Source organism: Streptomyces sp. NPDC004732 (assembly GCF_040609235.1).
Lineage (GTDB): Bacteria > Actinomycetota > Actinomycetes > Streptomycetales > Streptomycetaceae > Streptomyces.
In genome coordinates, this window is sequence record NZ_JBEXJR010000002.1 from 1 (window position 1) to 17189 (window position 17189).

Below are 17189 nucleotides of genomic sequence, written 5' to 3' on the forward strand. Positions count from 1 at the left end.
GCTGCGCGGGGGCCGGGGCGGGTGCCTGCGGCGGCGCGGCAGCAGCCGGGGCGCCGAACGAGGGCGGCGCGGCGGCCTGGGCGGGCGGCGCGAAGGAGGGCGCACCGGCCTGCGGCGCCGGGGCTGCGGGCTCCTCCTCGGCGACCTCTCCGCCGAAGTTCCGCAGCAGTGCGTCGAGCCCGCCGTCGAAGCCCTGGCCGATCGCGGCGAACCGCCAGACGTCCTTCAGATAGAAGTCGCCCAGCATGACGGCGCGCTCCGTGGAGAACTCCGCGCCGGTGAAGGCGTAGCGCACCACTTCCTCGCCGCCCGCGACGATGCGGACGTACCCGGACGCGACCTGCGACATCTGTCCGGCACCGTCGATCGTCGCCGTGAAGGAGAGGCGCTGGATCTGCTGCGGGATGCGGTCGAGCGTGACGCGGAAGGACTCGGAGTCGCCCGCCTGGGAGCCCAGGAGCTGGATCGACTCCTCGGGCGACTTCGGCTGGTTGAAGAAGATGAAGTAACGGTCGTCCGAGAGCCGCTCGCTCGCGTCCAGGCCGAAGCAGCTGATGTCGAACGTCAGTCCCGGCGCCGAGATCTGTACGCCGACGTACAGATCGGTCCCTGCGGTGAGGTCACTGACCTTGGCCTTGTGGCCGCGTTGGAATTCCCTGGCCATACGTAACGACCGTCCCCCATCCCGAATGTGAATGCGTCGCGTCAGGCTAACCGCAAAGTCCGACAGCGAGCGAAGCCGGTACAGACCCGCTACACAACTGCGGGTTCCGGCGGACGTTCACTCCTCGCGGGCGGCGGGCAGATGGGGCAGCCGACCGGCCGCCACCACCCCTTCGAGGTACCCCCTGGCCCGCTCCGTGCGGGGGTAGGCCTCCAGGAGATGCCAGAAGCGGGGGCCGTGGCCAGGGACGAGGAGGTGGGCGAGCTCATGGACCAGGACGTAGTCCACGACGTACTCGGGCATGCCCTGCAGCCGGTGCGAAAGGCGGATGCTGCCCTCCGCCGGGGTGCAGGAACCCCAGCGGGTGTTCTGGTTCGTGACCCAGCGAACGGACTCCGGCCTGGCACTGCCGCCGAAGTACTGATCGGAGAGCTGCCCCGCGCGCTCGGCGAGCTCCGCGTCACCGAGGAGCCGTTTGCTCTCCTGGGCCGCGAGCTTGTCGAGCATCACATTGACCCAGCGCTGCTCCTCCGCCTCGGACATGCGGGCGGGGATGAGGACGACGGTGCGGTCGCCCTCCCGGTACGCGGAGACCGTTCTGCGGCGGCGGGCGCTCCTTCTGACCTCGACCGCGCTGGCCCCCGCGCCGGACGGCGACGGGCTGGTCGTGCTGCGCTGTGGAGCTCCGGCGCGACGCGCTGAGGACTCCCCAGCGACGCGAGGGGACGGGTCGGCGGGCACGCCCCGACGTTACCCGCTGGGCATAGGGGAAGTCCCGCCTCCGGGACGGTTCGGCGCTGTTCCGCTCCCCGTCTGTTTGATTAGTACGACGAATATCCACCGCCTGTGGACAACGCGACGCAGGCGTTCGGTGGGGCGGGCATTCTGGCATTCGATCGAGCGCGGCGGACGAAACCGCGCCGACCGGCCGACGGGGGACGACCATGCATCCGATCTTGAAGCCCGCGCTGCGGCGTGGCTGGCGGGACCTGAGCACCGTGCAGTTCGGGGTGGCGCCCGCCCACGCCTTGGTGCTCGGCCCGATGGACACGGCGACCAGCAGTTTTCTGACCTTGCTGGACGGCACTCGCGGGGTGCCTCTCCTGCGCGAGGAGGGCCGGCGGATGGGGCTGCCCGACGGGCACGTGGACCGGCTGCTGGGAGAGCTGTCGCGGGCCGGGCTTCTCGACGACTCGACCGGCGGCGGTCCGGCGGCCGACGCGCTGCGCGAGCGGGGCGAGACCCTGGACCGGCTGCGGGCCGATGTGGCCTCGCTGTCGCTCCTGTCGCCCGAGCCGGGCGATGCGATCGCGAGGGTCGCGGCGCGCCGGGCCATGCGGGTGCGGGTCCAGGGCGCCGGGCGGGTGGGCGCCGTCGTGGCCTCGTTGCTGGCGGGCGCGGGCGTCGGCCGGGTCGAGGTGCGGGACGGTGGGCATGTGCGGCCGTGGGACGTCGCGCCGGGCGGGCTGCCCGCCGAGTCCGTCGGGGAGCGCAGGGACACGGCCGCTCGCCGCATGGTGCGGCAGGCGGCGCCCGGCCGTCCGGCCCGGCGGTCCCCGCAGGCCGTGGAGCGGGAAGGGGCGAGGCTTTCCCTTGTGATCATCGCCCCGAGGGACGGGCTGGATGCGTATGCTCCGGCCCCCGCGGCGGCCGAGGAGCTGCTCGCCTCGGGCACCCCTCATCTCTACGCCGGAGTGATCGAGGGGACGGGCGTAGTGGGCCCCTTGGTCCTGCCGGGGACGACCGCATGCGCCGAGTGCCTGTTCCGGCAGCGCGCGGATCGTGATCCCACCTGGCCGCGGATGCTGGCCCAGTGGCGCTCGGGCCACTCGCGGCACGTGCCCGCGTGCGACCTGGCTCTGGCGGCCTCGGTCGCCGGGCTGACGGCGGGGCACGCCCTGGCCTTCCTGGACGGAGGGCCTTCGGCCTGCGCGGGGGTCCGCTGGAAGGCCTCCATTTCCGGATTCGAGTGGCTCTCAAGCCCGATTTGGCCGCATCCATCATGCTCTTGTGGGGCGGGCGTGTCCGTTAAGGGGGATCGGCCCACCGCTGATGCGAAGCCGCACGCAACAATGGCCGGGTAACCGCCTGAGAAGGCGCGGCTGTCTGGGACTTGGAGGGGCGCATGTCTGATCTTCCCCGGAAGGCGGTCACCCGTACCGCCAAACTGGCCGCGCTGCCACTCGGCTTCGCGGGGCGCGCGACCTGGGGCCTGGGCAAGCGGATCGGGGGCAAGTCCGCGGAGATCGTGGGACGCGAGCTGCAGCAGCGCACGGCCGAGCAGCTCTTCAAGGTCCTCGGCGAGCTGAAGGGCGGTGCCATGAAGTTCGGGCAGGCCCTGTCCGTCTTCGAGTCCGCGCTGCCCGAGGAGATCGCGGGACCGTATCGCGCGGCGCTGACGAAGCTGCAGGAAGCGGCGCCACCGATGCCCACCCGGACCGTGCACTCCGTCCTGGAGGAGCGGCTCGGCACCGACTGGCGCGATCTCTTCCTGGAATTCGACGACAAGCCCGCAGCCGCCGCGTCGATCGGCCAGGTGCACCGGGCCGTGTGGTCGGACGGCCGCGAGGTCGCGGTCAAGGTCCAGTACCCGGGAGCGGGCGAGGCGCTGCTGTCCGACCTCAATCAGCTCAGCCGGTTCGCCCGCCTGCTGGGGCCGCTGATCCCGGGGATGGACATCAAGCCGCTCATCGCGGAGCTGCGCGACCGGGTCTCGGAAGAGCTGGACTATGCCCTGGAGGCCCAGGCCCAGCAGGCGCACGCCGACGAGTTCGCGGACGACCCCGACGTGGTGGTGCCGCACGTGGTGCACCAGAGCGACCAGATCCTGGTGACCGAGTGGATGGACGGGACGCCTCTCTCGGAGGTGATCGCGGACGGCACGAAGGAGCAGCGCGACCGGGCGGGGCAGCTCCTGGCCCGCTTCCTCTTCTCCGGTCCGACACGCACGGGACTGCTGCACGCCGACCCGCACCCCGGAAACTTCCGGCTGCTGCCCGACGAGAAGGCGGGCTATCGCCTCGGGGTCCTGGACTTCGGCACGGTCGACCGGCTGCCCGACGGGCTGCCCCCGACCATCGGCAGGTCCCTGCGGATGACGCTGGAGGGCGAGGCCGACGCGGTCTACGACATGTTGCGCGAGGAGGGCTTCGTCAAGGAGTCCGTCGACCTGGAACCGCAGGCGGTGCTCGACTATCTGCTGCCGATCATCGAGCCGATGGCGGTCGACGAGTACACGTTCACCCGTGCCTGGATGCGCAAACACGCGGCCCGGCTGGCCGACGTCCGCTCCCCTGCCTACCAGTTGGGCCGGTATCTGAACCTGCCGCCCGCGTATCTCCTGATACACCGCGTGACGGTGAGCACCATCGGGGTGCTGTGTCAGCTGGGCGCGACGGTGCGGATGCGGGACGAGCTGGAGGAGTGGCTGCCCGGCTTCGTGGAGGAGACGGAGGAGGCCGAGGAGGCCGAGGACGGTGGCGCGGCGGTGGAGGCCTGAAGCTTCGCGGGGCTCACCACCAGTCGGAGTCGAGGCGACCTTCGATGGCTCTGAGGTTGTCCCGGGCACAGGCGTCGCAGAAGTAGCGGCGGACGCCGTTCTCCACGGAGCAGGTCCAGGTCGGCGGCGTGCCTTCGGCGACCGTGCCGCAGCGGGAGCACACGAGATTCTCCGGCTCCGAGGGCTGGGAGTTCTGCTGTTCCACCGGGCGACCATATCGCCGCACGGGAACGATCGGTGAGCACAACGCACCGCGGGGGACGGTCCGTTCGGACCGTCCCCCGCGGTGCGTTGTGTCATCGTGCCGAACCGCGTTCCGCGGTTCTTACTGCATGACCGCCATGGCGAGCGCGCGCCGGGCACGCAGCGAGGCGCGCTCCGCGCGGCGCTGCATACGGCGGGCCGCCATCAGGCGCTCGGCCGGGCGTTGAGCCTCGGCTTCGCGCATGCGTTCGTGCATATGCGCACGAGCCATGGCTTCTGGGATGAGTTGCATCTCACGGGTCCTGTTCTGGCGCGGAACGTACGCGCCGGTGGTGCTGAAGTCTGGGGTGGTGGAGCCGGCGGGCTCGCTGGTGGCTGCCTTCATCGGGGCCTGCTTCTTGGGGTCGTGCGTGAGGGGGCGATCGATCGTTCCGGCGGCGTTCATGCGACGACCGGGTTCTTGCGCGGGCGACCACGCGGCCGCTTGCGGGCAACGACGACGCCCTGGACGAACAGCTCGCCGCCCCAGACGCCCCACGGCTCACGCCGCTCCTTGGCACCCGCGAGGCAGGCCTCCATCAGCGGGCAGGTACGGCAGAGGGACTTGGCGTACTCGACGTCGGCCGGCGACTCCGCGAAGAAGACCTCCGGGTCGTAGGCACGGCAGGGAACGGGTACGCCGAGGTTCTCGATGGCGTCGTCGAGCGCGGTGAGCGCGGTGAGGGGAGTCAAGGTCGGGTCCTCCGTGGGTGCGGGCGGGGGGAGCGTCTGTGAAGGCGGTACGGACGGGGCGTGCGCTTCGAGTTGCACGGTGGTGTTTTCCTCGTCTGGTCGTGCCGGCCTGGGTCGGCCGGTTGGCGGCTGGTACCGGGTCTTGCTGTCGGCCCCTTCGCTCTGTTCTCCCTGTTCTGGGGAAAACAGAAGGGCCGCGGATCCCGGGTGGGGTTCCGCGGCCCTGAAGGCGCCGGTCTGATCGAGGATCAGACTGGATCACTCCAGGGTTCGAGCCCACGGAAGGCCCACATCGTGTGGTGCTGCGTCGTCTGCTTCCGGAATCCGGCACCGGCTGCCGCAAAGGCATAGGCCTTGGCCTGCGCCTCCGCTACTGCTGCTTCCGGTGCCTTGGTCGGTCGCTCATTGCCCTCATTGGCCTCGCGGACGGGAAGACCGGCGAGAGGCAGCGGGGCGGACATCGGACGGATGGCGGGGATGCCGCCGGACAGACCGGTGCCCTGGTTCGAGAAGCCGAGCAGGCAGGAAGCGACGACCGAGCGATCGGTCATTTTCGCGGTGCTGATGAAGCTCTCGTTGATGCTGATCACTGGAATTCGCCTCCTCTCGGCGTCTAGGGGATCGGCCGGAACCGATCCTGCGGACTATCAAGTACAGCACGGAACCTCGGCTTCGGAGAAGCCGCTGTTTCCGTGTTAAGAACCTATGGGTCTTCCTTGCGCATGCGCAAACTATTTTTTCGACGAGTTTGAATCATTCGTCGTCGGCGCCCCTTACACACTCCTGACCTGCGCAGATAGCGAGTACGTCGGCACCGAAGCGGTGGAACTTGCGGACACCCACGCCGGGGATCCGGGCCAGCTCGCCCTCGTCGTCGGGCACCGCCTCCGCGATGGCGATCAAGGTTTTGTCCGTGAAGACGCAGTACGCGGGCTGTCCCAGCTCCCTCGCCTGGCCGGATCGCCACTCCCGCAACCGCTCGTAGAGCCCCTCGTCCATGTCGGACGGGCAGTCCTCGCACCGCATGAGCTTCATCTCGCCCGCCTCGGTCAGGGTCCGTCCGCAGACCCGGCAGCGGGCAGGCGTACGGCTCTTTCGCTGCCGACGGCCGGCCACGGGGCCCGTGGCCCCGCCGCTGCCGCGCTCGACGCCACCAGGGCCGCCGCTCGCCGCCCGGGCCGCGGAGCCCGCTCCGGAGCCCGGCCGCAGTCCGTCGAGGAAGCGGCTGGGGCGACGGCCCGGACGGCCGCCCGGCGAGCGGGAGAGGGCCCAGGAGAGGGAGAGGTGGACCCGCGCGCGGGTCACTCCCACATAGAGGAGGCGGCGCTCCTCCTCGATCTGCTCGTCCGTCTTGGCGTACGTGATCGGCATCATGCCTTCGGCGAGGCCCACGAGGAACACGGCGTCCCACTCCAGGCCCTTGGCCGCGTGCAGCGAGGCCAGCGTGACGCCCTCGACGGTGGGCGCGTGCTGGGCGTTCGCCCGCTCGTCGAGCTCGGCCACGAGATCGGCGAGGGTCGCCTCCGGCCTGGCCCGCGCGAAGTCCTCCGCGAGCCGCACCAGCGCGGCCAGGGACTCCCAGCGGTCGCGCACCGCCCCGGACCCCGCCGGGGGCTCCGTCGTCCACCCCTTGGTGGAGAGCACGGCCCGCACCTGGGAGGGGAGGTCGACCACGTCGTCGAGGAGCGCGTCGTTGCCCCCGAAGCGGGCGGCGCCGCGCAGGGCCGCGCCCGCTTCGCGCACCTCCGTGCGCTCGAAGAACCGCTCGGCGCCACGCAGCTGATAGGGCACGTTCGCGTCGGCGAGAGCCTGCTCGTAGATCTCCGACTGCGAGTTCGTACGGAAGAGGATCGCGATCTCGCTGGCGGGGACGCCGTCGGCGAGGAGGGCGCGGATGCGGCGGGCGGCGCCTTCGGCCTCGGCCGGTTCGTCCGCGTACTCCGTGTAGATCGGCTCGACGCCCGGGTCCCGCTGCGAGATGAGTTCCAGGCGGTGGTCGGCGGCCCGGCCGCGGGCCTGGGAGAGCAGGCCGTTGGCCAGGCGGACGACCTGGGGGGTGGAGCGGTAGTCACGGACCAGCTTGACGACCGTGGCCCCCGGGTGGCGGGTGCGGAAGTTCAGCAGGTGGTCGGGGGTCGCGCCGGTGAAGGAGTAGATCGTCTGGCTGGCGTCGCCGACGACGCAGAGGCTGTCCCGGTCACCGAGCCAGAGCTCCAGGAGGCGCTGCTGCAGCGGGCTGACGTCCTGATACTCGTCCACCACGAAGTGCTGGTACTGGGACCGGATCTGCTCGGCGATGTCGTGGCGGTCCTGGAGGATGCCGACGGCGAGCAGCAGCACGTCCTCGAAGTCGATGACGGCTCGGTCGCGCTTCAGGGTCTCGTACGCCGCGTAGACCTGGGCGATCTCGGCGGGGTCGCGGGGGACGTCGCGGCCGGACTTCGCGGCGGCGGCCGCATAGTCCGCGGGGACGGTCTGGGTGACCTTGGACCACTCGATCTCGCTGGTCAGGTCACGCAGCTCGTTCCTGTCCAGGCGGACGCGGCAGGCCGCGGCCGCGTCCGCGACGAGCTTGATCTTGCGGTCGACGATCCGGGGCAGCGGGCCACCGACCGCCTTCGGCCAGAAGAACTGGAGCTGGCGCAGGGCCGCGGAGTGGAAGGTGCGGGCCTGGACGCCGGAGGCGCCGAGCTGGCGGAGGCGGCCGCGCATCTCACCGGCGGCACGGTTGGTGAAGGTGACGGCGAGCACACTGGCGGGCTGCAGCATCCCGGCACGCACTCCATAGGCGATCCGGTGGGTGATCGCCCGTGTCTTGCCGGTACCGGCACCGGCGAGGACGCACACCGGCCCGTGCAGGGCGGTGGCGACCTCGCGCTGCTCGGGGTCGAGCCCGTCGAGCACCGCGTCGGGAGAGTCCGGGACCTGCGGGAAGAGGGTGGAGTGCGTTGCTGATGTCACCCAGCCAGCTTGCCAGGTCCCAGGGGGCGGGTGAGTCCCGTTGTCCACAGGGAGGCGGAGCCCGTCGTACTAATGCGGGAATGGTGGCCGGGTCGCGTACGTTCGATCCATTGCGATGACGCACCCCGAGCAACTAAGGAGCGCTAAAGACATGCCGGGCACTGTGACGATGTACAGCACCACGTGGTGCGGCTACTGCCGCCGCCTCAAGGGTCAGATGGACCGTGAGGGCATCGCCTACACCGAGATCAACATCGAGCATGACCCGGAGTCGGCGGACTTCGTCGAGAAGGCGAACGGCGGAAACCAGACGGTCCCCACGCTTCTGGTTGTTTCCGAGGCCGGTACTGAGTCGGTGATGACCAACCCTTCGTTGGCTCAGGTCAAGCAGGCCATGGCCGCTTGAGTCCCCCTGGCTCTCCGCGCAAGCACCAGAGACCCCCGCACCCACATAGGGCCGGGGGTCCTCTGCTCTCCGCACTGACCTAATCAGCTTCAGACAAGCGGCGTGCGAGGCGCTCAATCCTGGCGAGCGTGGCCGACTGCTCGCCCTGTACCTCGATGATCCGATTCAGCTTCTGTGCGGCGTCCATGCGCCCATGGACCTCATCCTCAAGGCCATGGACGGTGGGCAGCTTGCCTAGCCTGGGAGACCTGTTCGACGACTTCCAGCACGAAGCGTTCCGGCTAGAGACCCTCGACGACTACAGCCGCTCAGGCAGCGTCGACGCCTACCGGCTGTTCCTCGACGGGCAACCTAAGCCGGAGGACTACAACGCGGACTGGCTCGAAGAGGTCCAGGCCCACACAGATGCCGGACGCCGCATGTACCGCGTCCACGTACTCGCACGACCACTCACGCCTTACCTGCGATTCGAGCTGGGGTGGGGCTACGCCACGAACGCCACCGCCGGTGAAGAGTTCTTCATCGTCGACGTGACCGACCAGCCCAACCCCGTCAACGGGGTCCCGGACTTCTGGCTGTTCGACTCGTCCACAGTCGCGGTCCTGCACTACACCCATGACGGCAAGTTCGTCACGGCCGATGTACTACCGGACGGATGTACGTCGACAAGTTCGATGGATTCGCAGAACACGCCCTGTACGGGGACGAGTTGAGACATCTTCTGACCCGTCTCAGAAGCGGCCTTTTACAGCAACGGGAAACGCCCTAGCTACCCCGGGCAGAGCGCGCTCATCGTGGACGCACGGCCATCCGTATCAGCGCGTACACCGTGAAAGCCGACGGCACGCAGACCGAGCCCCGGACCCTTTGCTCTGTCTTTTCAGCAGCCGAGCCGCGCATTCTTGAAGTACCGCTCCACATCCTCCCGGCTCTTATACACGCCGGACACCTTCATACGGTCCTCCCACTTGTCGGAGAGGCTCTCAACCGTAGAGCCAGAGCACTGGTCATCGCGGACAGGCTTCAGGCACTTGCCTATGTTCTTGCGGCACTCACCCTCACTGATCCCCGCAGAGCTACAGGCCGTGGCGCCGATGCCGAGCACGGCAACGGACAGGGCGGATACCGCTGTCTTCTTGAAACGCATGACCGAAAAAATACCAACGGCCATACGTCCCACCAGACCGGCAAAAGGCCCCACCGTGCGGGCCTAAGGGCCCTTCGCCACGCCACACGGAGGACACATGGCATACGGGCGGGTCGACCGCACCCGTACACCGCATCCCATGCACTCACACACAGCAGCACGCCGCTTCGTGAGATAGATGGCGTTCTTGCGACCGTCGCCGCTCACGACAAGCTCTGAACAGGAGCAGGCCTCAAACCGCCACCACAAGCATCACTGACACCACCAGCGAGCGGGAATTCCCCCTCGTACTGCTCCGGATTCCGCTCCCCCGGCCACAGAACATCGAGGTCCCGAACCATCTGCCGAGAAAAAGCCTGGTGTCAATCACACAGACCGGAAACAACGAGCTTCCTAGACTTCCGCCTACCCACGAAAATCACCGGCCTTAGAATAATCATGACGCTGATTAGCCAGCGCCCTCATACTTTCCGAACGAGCAGGCCGCCGCTCGGGGGACCGAGTAGTCACCTTGGCCGCTTGACCAGCGAAAAGAACGGTGGGAAAACACAGAACCGTCCCCACCGTTCTCTTCCCGGACGGCTCGACCCTCACGAACCCGTCGCTGGCCCAGGTCAAGCAGAAGCTGGCCGCCTGAGGCACAGCACCCACGGTGCGGGCGGGGGCTCAGCCCACGGTTCCCGGCTTCGGCAGGGGCTTCCCGTACCAGAGCTCGATCAGCCGGGCCGCAATCGAGATGCCGTAGGGAGGCAGGACCTCCCCGGACTCGAATGCGGCCCGCAGGTCTTCCCGGGAGAACCAGCGGGCCTCCTGGATCTCCTCGCCGTCCACGTTGATCTCCGAGGACGTCGCGTCGGCCATGAAGCCCAACATGAGGCTGGAGGGGAACGGCCAGGGCTGGCTCGCGACGTACTCGACGTCGCCGACCGTGACGCCCGCCTCCTCGAAGACCTCGCGCCGCACCGACTGCTCGATGGACTCCCCCGGCTCGACGAAGCCCGCGAGGGTGGAGAAGCGTCCCTCGGGCCAGTGCACCTGGCGGCCGAGAAGGATGCGGTCCTCGCTGTCCCTGACCGCCATGATCACGGCGGGATCCGTGCGGGGGTAGTGCTCGGCGCCGCAGGCCTGGCAGCGGCGGATGTGGCCCGCCGCCGCGATGACGGTGCGCTCGCCGCAGCGCGAGCAGAAGCGGTGCAGCCGCTGCCAGTTCTCCAGGGCCACGGCGTGCACCATCAGACCGGCGTCCCGGGGCGGCAGCAGGAGCCCCGCCTCGCGCAGTCCGGCGGGGCGCGCCGACTGGTCCATACGGCCCGGCAGGGTGTCCTTCTGGAGCGCGAAGTAGCTGACGCCGTCGTCGTCCGTGCCCAGGAAGTAGCGGTGCTCCTCGGTGAGGGGCGCTTCGAAGGCGGGCGTCATCACCAGTTCGGTGTGCCCCTCGGACGTCTCGTCGATGAGCACCTGGCCGCCGGAGACCACGAAGACCCGGGTGGTGGGGTGGCTCCAGGCGGCGGCGAGCCACGCCTCGTCCATGCGGTGGTGCGCGGCGCGGTCGATGCCGCTCGGCGCGGTCAGCGAGACGGGTCGGTCTGCGGTGCGGTCGGTCCAGGTGGTCACAGGTGCTTCCAACTCCCCCGATGGAATGGGTGGTTCAGCAGGGCGTGCGGCAGGACGTGCGGCGGTGCGTGGCGCGGGACGTGCTCGGCGGCCGGGCGGATCTCAGTGTTCATCGCGGTTCGTCGCGCCAGTTCTCCGCGAGGTCGCCCCAGAGGTGTGCGGTCGTCTCGACGCCCTTGAGCAGCAGGTCGATCTCGACCTTCTCGTTGGGCGCGTGCCAGCCGTCGGAGGGGACGGAGATGCCCAGGAAGAGCACGGGTGCGCCGAGGACGTCCTGGAGGTCGGCGGCAGGTCCCGATCCGCCCTCGCGCGTGAAGCGGATCTTCTGCTCGAAGGCACGGCCCATCGCGCGCACGACGGACTGCAGGGCGGGGTGGTCGAGCGGGGTCAGGCACGGGCGCGTGGCGGCGGCGAAGGTGACCGTGTGGCGGATGCCGGTGGGGATGCGGTCGGCGGCCCAGGCGCGGACGGCGTCCTCGATGTGCTCCGGGTCCTGCCCCGCGACCAGCCGGAACGACAGCTTCACCAGGGCGGACGACGGGATGATCGTCTTGCTGCCCACGCCCTGGTAGCCGCCGCCGATGCCGTTGACCTCGGCGGTGGGGCGGGCCCATATCCGCTCCAGGGTGGTGTGTCCGGCCTCACCGTGGGTGCCGTGCGAGTGCGCCGTGCTCAGCCAGCGCCCCTCGTCGAAGGGCAGCTCGGCGAAGAGCGCGCGCTCGCGGTCGGTGAGTTCGGTGATGCCTTCGTAGAAGCCGGGGATCGCCACGCGCGCGTGCTCGTCGTGGAGGGCGGCGACGAGGCGGGCGACCTCGGTGGCGGGGTTCGGCACGGCGCCGCCGAAGGATCCCGAGTGGATGTCCTGGTCGGGGCCGTGCAGTTCGATCTCGCACTCGGCGAGGCCGCGCATGCCCGTGCAGACGGTCGGGGTGTCCTCGGACCACATGCCGGTGTCCGAGACGATCACCGCGTCGGCGGCGATGCGGTCCTTGTGGGCTTCGATGAGCGCGCGGAAGTGCGGGGAGCCGGACTCCTCCTCGCCCTCGACGAGCAGCTTGAGGTGGACCGCGGGTGCGGTGCGGCCGGTGGCGGCGAGGTGGGCGCGGACGCCGAGGGTGTGGAAGAAGACCTGGCCCTTGTCGTCGGCCGCGCCGCGCGCGTGGAGGCGGTTTCCCTTGAGGACGGGCTCGAAGGGGTCGGTGTCCCAGCCGTCCTCGCGGGCCGCGGGCTGGACGTCGTGGTGGCCGTAGACGAGGACGGTGGGGGCCTCGGGATCGTCGGAGGGCCACTCGGCGAAGACGGCGGGCGCCCCGGGCGTCTCCCAGACCTCGATGGTCGGGAAGCCGGTCTTCTTCAGGGCGGCGGCGAGCCAGTCGGCGCTGCGGCGCACGTCCTCGGCGTGGTCGGGCTGAGCCGACACGGACGGGATCCGCAGCCACTCGGCGAGGTCGTCGAGGAAGGCGGCACGGTGGTTCCCGATGTACGTGCGGACGGCGCTGTCCGGTGTCTCGCTCATGGTCACGAGCCTATCCGCCATCCGGGGTGGGCTCGTCCTGCGGCTCGTGCCCCGGGTCATCGGCCGGTTCCACGGCCGGTTCCAGGGCCGGTTCCTCCAGGAGCAGGCGTTCGAGCTGGGCGCGGCCCGGCAGGTTCCTCGGGCGTGCGGTCTCGCCGCTGCGTACGTAGAGGAAGGCGGCCTTGACCGATTCGAGGGGGACGCCCTGCTGCTCGGCCCAGGCGAGTCGGTAGACGGCGAGCTGGAGGGGGTCGGCCGTGCGGGTGCGGCTGGTCTTCCAGTCGACGATCTCGTACGTCGCGTCGGCGCCGTCGCCCTCCTTGTAGACGGCGTCGATGCGGCCCCTGATGACACGGCCCGCGATGACGAACTGGAAGGGGACTTCGACGCGGTGGGGCGCGCGGTGGGCGTACTCGGTGCGTTCGAAGGCTTCCTTGAGGGATTCGAGGTCGCGCTCGTCGGCGATCTCGGACTCGTCGGGGGCGCCGCCCGGCAGGTCCTCCGGGGGGAGCAGCGGCAGGGTGAGCTCTTCGAAGCGGGACTCGATCCAGGCGTGGAAGCGGGTGCCGCGGCGGGCCGCCGGCTGCGGCGGGCGCGGCATGGGCCGGGCGAGGTCGCGTGCGAAGCCGTCGGGGTCGGCGGCCAGGTGCATCAGCTCGGACGCGGTGAGCGAGGGCGGCACGGGGATGTCCCTGACGGCTTCGCGGGCGCGCAGGAGCTCGCCGGTCAGGGCGTCCAGGTCGCGGTCCCAGGAGGCGAGGGTGCGGGCTTCCTCCGGGGTGAGGCGGGGGTCGGGCTCCGCCGGGGCGGGGTGGGGGCGGGCGTCGGGGCGGGGTGCGGGGAGTTTCACGTGCGCGGACTCGGGGCCCGGCGCGGCTGCGGGGTGCGGTGCGCCCGCGGGGTGCGGGACCGTCGGGCGTTCCGTCGGGCGTTCCGTCGCCAGGGAGTCCCAGTCCGCCGGGTCGACGTCGGCATCTGCGTCGGTGTCGGTGTCGGTGTCGGGGAAAGCAGCGTCTTCGTAGCCGCCTTCTTCGTCCTCCGGAGGGGGTGGCCATTCAGGGTCGTCCGCCGGGGGCACGTCGTCGTGCGCCGACGGGTGGGCCTCTTCGTGGGAGCGGGCGGGCTCCGGTGCGCCCTCCCCCGTCAGGCGGTCCAGGTGGGCGAGGACGGTCTGCGCGGCGGCCCGGCGGCGGGCCAGGGAGGCGTCGTCCAGCGGGAGCGGCCATGCCTGGTCGGCGCTCGCCTCGTGCAGGGCGGGGTTCTCCTCGTCCTCCGCGGGCTCGTCGGCCCAGGCCTCGATCTCTCCGTGGCCCGCCGCGCAGTGGTCGTACAGGGCCTGGAGGAAGTCCGAGGGGCCGCGCGGCTTCTTCTGGGAGGGGCCCCACCAGTGGCCGGAACCGAGGAGCAGGGAGCGGGGGCGGGTGAACGTCACATACCCGAGGCGGAGTTCCTCGGTGCGCTGGTGGTCCTTCATCGCTTCGTGGAAGGCCTTCATGCCCTTGGCGTCCCACGCGTCGACGTCGGGCAGCGTGGCCGTGTCGCCGCGCAGTCCGTGCGGGACGACCTTGGCCTGGGCGGTCCACTTCTCGCGGCCCTGCGCGCTCGGGAAGGTGCCGGTGACCAGTCCGGGGACGGCGACGACGTCCCACTCCAGGCCCTTGGACCGGTGGGCGGTGAGCACCTTGACGGTGTTCTCGCCGCCCGGCAGGGCGTTGTCCAGGCCCTTCTCGTACTGGGCGGCGGTGCGCAGGAAGCCGAGGAAGGCGAGGAGTGTCGCGCCGCCGTCGTTCGCGGCGAAGGAGGCGGCGACGTCCAGGAAGTTCGAGAGGGTCTCGCGGCGGCGGGCCGCAAGGGCGCCCGGGGACGCGGAGAGCTCGACCTCCAGACCGGTCACGGCGAGCACGCGGTGCAGTACGTCCATCAGCGGATCGGACAACGAACGGCGCAGCTCGCGCAGCTCGGCCGCGAGCCGGGCGAAGCGCACCCTGGCGTCCGCCGAGAAGGGCAGTCCGTCGTCCGCTCCGGAGGGGTCGTCCGGCGCGAGGGGTGACTCCAGGAACGTGTCCAGCGCGTCCGCGAGCGATATCACCTCGGCCGGGTCGACCCCCTCGACGGCTTCGGCGAGGCGCCGGTCCGGGTCGTCGGGAGCGGCGTGCCCCGGGCGCACGAGGAGGCGGGCGCGGCGGCCGAGGAGGGCGAGGTCGCGGGCGCCGATGCGCCAGCGGGGGCCGGTCAGGAGCCGCACCAGGGAGGCGTTCGCCCCGGGGTCCTGGAGGACCTCGCAGACAGCGACGAGGTCGGCGACCTCGGGGAGGTGCAGCAGTCCGGAGAGGCCGACGACCTCCACCGGGATGTCGCGGGCGACGAGCGCGGCCTGGATCTCGGCGAAGTCCGTGGCCGTGCGGCACAGGACGGCGATCTCGCCGGGTGCCTTGCCGGTGCGCACTAGGTGGGCGATCGAGTCGCCGAGCCAGTCGATCTCCTCGGCGTGCGTGCGCAGCAGGGCGCAGTGCACCACGCCGTCCCGCTCGGCGCCCGGGGCGGGCCGCAGCGCCTCCACGCCCGCGTGCATGGCGCGCAGGGGCTCCGCGAGGCCGTTGGCGAGCTCCAGGAGGCGGCCGCCGCTGCGGCGGTTCTCGCTGAGCGCATGGCGGGCCGCGGGGCTGCCGTCGGCGTGTGCGAAGTGGTCGGGGAAGTCGTCGAGGTTCGCCACCGAGGCACCGCGCCAGCCGTAGATGGCCTGGCAGGGGTCGCCGACCGCGGTCACCGGGTGCCCTGTGCCGCCGCCGAAGAGGCCGGACAGGAGGATGCGCTGGGCGACCGACGTGTCCTGGTACTCGTCGAGGAGGACGACGCGGAATTCTTCGCGGAGGATCTCGCCGACCTCCGGGCGGGTGCGGGCCAGCGTCGCGGAGAGGGCGATCTGGTCGCCGAAGTCGAGGAGGTCGCGGGAGCGCTTCGCCGCGCGGTACCGGCCGACGAGCTCGGCCAGTTCCAGTCGGGCCGCCGCCGTCTCGGGCACCTTGCGCAGGTCGGCGTTGGTGAGCTTCACGCCGTCCAGGGCTGCCAGGAGTCCGGTGTCGTACGCGTGCAGCTGCTCGGGGCGCACCAAGTGCTCGGCGAGCTCGCTGTCGAGGGCGAGGAGATCGCTGACGAGGTCGGGGAAGGAGCGGGTCAGCGCGGGGTAGGGACCGGGGGCCTCGCGGAGCACGCGTGCGGCGAGCTGGAAGCGGGTGGCGTCGGCAAGGAGGCGGGAGGTCGGCTCCAGACCGATGCGCAGGCCGTGGTCGGTCAGGAGGCGGCCCGCGAAGGCGTGGTACGTGGAGATGACCGGCTCGCCCGGCGGGTTGTCGGGGTCGACCGCGTCGGGGTCGGTGACGCCCGCCCTGACGAGGGCCTGGCGCACCCGCTCGGCGAGCTCGCCCGCCGCCTTGTTCGTGAACGTCAGGCCGAGGACCTGCTCGGGGGCGACCTGGCCGGTCCCGACCAGCCACACCACGCGTGCCGCCATCACCGTGGTCTTGCCCGACCCGGCTCCGGCCACGATCACCTGCGGGGCGGGCGGCGCGATGATGCAGGCCGTCTGCTCCGGGGTGAACGGGATGCCGAGGAGCTCCTTGAGCTGCTCGGGATCGGTGATGCGAGGTGACACATCAGAGAGGCTAGCGGTGGCCACTGACATCCGGGGCAGGCCCGGACCCGGGCGGCCACCGCCCGCTCATGGGACGCGTGGGGTCAGGAACCGTTGGCGAGCTTCTTCGGGTCGACGACCTCGCTGGCCGGCGGGGCCTTCACGTCGACGGCCTTGCCGTAGTCGCTGAAGGTCACCGTGCCGGGCTCGTCGCTGTCCTTGTTCACGACCTTCAGGAAGTAGGGCTTGCCCTCCATGGCCACGTAGAACGTGGTGGTCTCGGAGCCCTTCTTCTTGGTGAGGACGGCAGCCTTCTGGCCGTCGACCTCGGCGTCGTCCTCACGCTTCAGGTTCTTGAGCTTGTCGGACTTGAACATGTCGTCCGGGTTGCAGACGCTCGTGCCCTCCGCACCCTTCACCCAGCGGCCCTTGAGGAGTTCGGCCGTGCTGGCGCCGCCCTGGGACTCCCAGAACTTGTCGTCGGCCTTGACGTACGACGTCTTCCCGGTGGCGAGGAACTCGGCGGTGCCCTTCTTCGGCGAGCCCATCGTGCCCTTGCAGTCGCCGGACTCGGCGACGGAGAACTGGATGTTGCTCACCTCGCCCTTCTGCTCCATCTTGCCCTTCATCGTGAAGGAACCGGCGTCCTTGGACGCCTTGGAGGCCTTGTCGGCGATCTTGTCGGCGCTCATGCCGTCGAAGGGGTCCTTGTCCCCGTCGCTGCTGCAGCCCGTCACGCCGATGACGGCGGCGGCACAGGCGACGGCCACTGCCAGGAGCTTCCGGTTGGCTGCCATATACGCGCATCTCCTCGA

Annotated in this window: 16 protein-coding genes; 4 read left to right on the forward strand and 12 right to left on the reverse strand. The window is 70.6% G+C overall.

Annotated features, from left to right (window positions below; genetic code table 11):
- Both ABZV77_RS04425 and ABZV77_RS04430 read right to left on the reverse strand, forming a co-directional pair.
- A partial coding sequence (locus tag ABZV77_RS04425) for a TerD family protein (RefSeq protein WP_356250233.1) occupies positions 1 to 664 on the reverse strand: 664 nt, incomplete at its 3' end.
- A gap of 117 nt (positions 665 to 781) precedes the next feature.
- Positions 782 to 1405 (reverse strand): M48 family metallopeptidase, encoded by a 624-nt coding sequence (locus ABZV77_RS04430; RefSeq protein WP_356250235.1) that lies wholly within the window; start codon positions 1403 to 1405, stop codon positions 782 to 784.
- Positions 1406 to 1608: 203 nt separating this feature from the next.
- On the opposite strand from ABZV77_RS04430, the gene ABZV77_RS04435 reads away from it, so the two are divergent.
- A complete protein-coding gene (locus ABZV77_RS04435; RefSeq protein WP_356250237.1) occupies positions 1609 to 2748 on the forward strand; it encodes a ThiF family adenylyltransferase in 1140 nt (379 codons plus the stop codon).
- Between the two features lie 41 nt (positions 2749 to 2789).
- Positions 2790 to 4163: an AarF/ABC1/UbiB kinase family protein gene (locus ABZV77_RS04440; RefSeq protein ID WP_356250239.1), complete on the forward strand. Its 1374-nt coding sequence runs from the start codon at positions 2790 to 2792 to the stop codon at positions 4161 to 4163.
- A 13-nt stretch (positions 4164 to 4176) separates the two neighbouring features.
- Here ABZV77_RS04440 and ABZV77_RS04445 read toward each other — a convergent pair whose 3' ends face one another.
- The 5 genes from ABZV77_RS04445 to ABZV77_RS04465 form a co-directional block, all read right to left on the reverse strand.
- Positions 4177 to 4368 carry a hypothetical protein gene (locus ABZV77_RS04445; protein WP_356250240.1) on the reverse strand — a complete coding sequence of 64 codons (192 nt, stop codon included), beginning with the start codon at positions 4366 to 4368 and terminating at the stop codon, positions 4177 to 4179.
- 120 nt (positions 4369 to 4488) lie between these two features.
- Positions 4489 to 4812, reverse strand: coding sequence for a hypothetical protein (locus ABZV77_RS04450; RefSeq protein ID WP_356250242.1), 324 nt, complete (start codon positions 4810 to 4812; stop codon positions 4489 to 4491).
- Positions 4809 to 5177, reverse strand: a complete 369-nt coding sequence (locus ABZV77_RS04455; protein ID WP_055565619.1) for a WhiB family transcriptional regulator — start codon at positions 5175 to 5177, stop codon at positions 4809 to 4811. The genes ABZV77_RS04450 and ABZV77_RS04455 overlap by 4 nt, the downstream gene beginning before the upstream one ends.
- A 170-nt stretch (positions 5178 to 5347) precedes the next feature.
- Entirely contained in the window at positions 5348 to 5689 is a 342-nt protein-coding gene (locus ABZV77_RS04460) for a hypothetical protein (protein ID WP_356250244.1), read from the reverse strand.
- A gap of 163 nt (positions 5690 to 5852) precedes the next feature.
- Positions 5853 to 8060 (reverse strand): ATP-dependent DNA helicase UvrD2, encoded by a 2208-nt coding sequence (locus ABZV77_RS04465; RefSeq protein WP_356250246.1) that lies wholly within the window; start codon positions 8058 to 8060, stop codon positions 5853 to 5855.
- 151 nt (positions 8061 to 8211) lie between these two features.
- On the opposite strand from ABZV77_RS04465, the gene ABZV77_RS04470 reads away from it, so the two are divergent.
- Both ABZV77_RS04470 and ABZV77_RS04475 read left to right on the forward strand, forming a co-directional pair.
- A complete protein-coding gene (locus tag ABZV77_RS04470; protein WP_356250248.1) occupies positions 8212 to 8466 on the forward strand; it encodes a mycoredoxin in 255 nt (84 codons plus the stop codon).
- Between the two features lie 230 nt (positions 8467 to 8696).
- Positions 8697 to 9179: a DUF6879 family protein gene (locus tag ABZV77_RS04475; RefSeq protein ID WP_356250250.1), complete on the forward strand. Its 483-nt coding sequence runs from the start codon at positions 8697 to 8699 to the stop codon at positions 9177 to 9179.
- A 167-nt stretch (positions 9180 to 9346) separates the two neighbouring features.
- On the opposite strand, the gene ABZV77_RS04480 is transcribed toward ABZV77_RS04475, so the two are convergent.
- From ABZV77_RS04480 to ABZV77_RS04500, 5 genes are all read right to left on the reverse strand, one after another.
- A complete protein-coding gene (locus ABZV77_RS04480; RefSeq protein ID WP_356250252.1) occupies positions 9347 to 9613 on the reverse strand; it encodes a hypothetical protein in 267 nt (88 codons plus the stop codon).
- A gap of 666 nt (positions 9614 to 10279) precedes the next feature.
- Positions 10280 to 11227 carry an NAD(+) diphosphatase gene (nudC, locus tag ABZV77_RS04485; protein WP_356250254.1) on the reverse strand — a complete coding sequence of 316 codons (948 nt, stop codon included), beginning with the start codon at positions 11225 to 11227 and terminating at the stop codon, positions 10280 to 10282.
- Between the two features lie 109 nt (positions 11228 to 11336).
- The gene (locus ABZV77_RS04490; RefSeq protein ID WP_356250256.1) at positions 11337 to 12743 is read right to left on the reverse strand and encodes a dipeptidase; all 1407 of its coding nucleotides are present in this window, start codon (positions 12741 to 12743) and stop codon (positions 11337 to 11339) included.
- A 10-nt stretch (positions 12744 to 12753) separates the two neighbouring features.
- Entirely contained in the window at positions 12754 to 16395 is a 3642-nt protein-coding gene (locus tag ABZV77_RS04495; protein WP_356250258.1) for an ATP-dependent DNA helicase, read from the reverse strand.
- Positions 16396 to 16478: 83 nt separating this feature from the next.
- A complete protein-coding gene (locus ABZV77_RS04500; RefSeq protein ID WP_356250260.1) occupies positions 16479 to 17171 on the reverse strand; it encodes a hypothetical protein in 693 nt (230 codons plus the stop codon).
- Between the last annotated feature and the right edge of the window lie 18 nt (positions 17172 to 17189).

Bases quoted from the DNA above. Each gene is read 5' to 3' on its own strand.
- ABZV77_RS04435 (WP_356250237.1), top strand. From the start codon at position 1,609: ATGCATCCGATCTTGAAGCCCGCGCTGCGGCGTGGCTGGCGGGACCTG.
- ABZV77_RS04440 (WP_356250239.1), top strand. From the start codon at position 2,790: ATGTCTGATCTTCCCCGGAAGGCGGTCACCCGTACCGCCAAACTGGCC.
- ABZV77_RS04450 (WP_356250242.1), bottom strand. From the start codon at position 4,812: ATGAACGCCGCCGGAACGATCGATCGCCCCCTCACGCACGACCCCAAG.
- ABZV77_RS04470 (WP_356250248.1), top strand. From the start codon at position 8,212: ATGCCGGGCACTGTGACGATGTACAGCACCACGTGGTGCGGCTACTGC.
- ABZV77_RS04480 (WP_356250252.1), bottom strand. From the start codon at position 9,613: ATGCGTTTCAAGAAGACAGCGGTATCCGCCCTGTCCGTTGCCGTGCTC.
- ABZV77_RS04490 (WP_356250256.1), bottom strand. From the start codon at position 12,743: ATGAGCGAGACACCGGACAGCGCCGTCCGCACGTACATCGGGAACCAC.
- ABZV77_RS04500 (WP_356250260.1), bottom strand. From the start codon at position 17,171: ATGGCAGCCAACCGGAAGCTCCTGGCAGTGGCCGTCGCCTGTGCCGCC.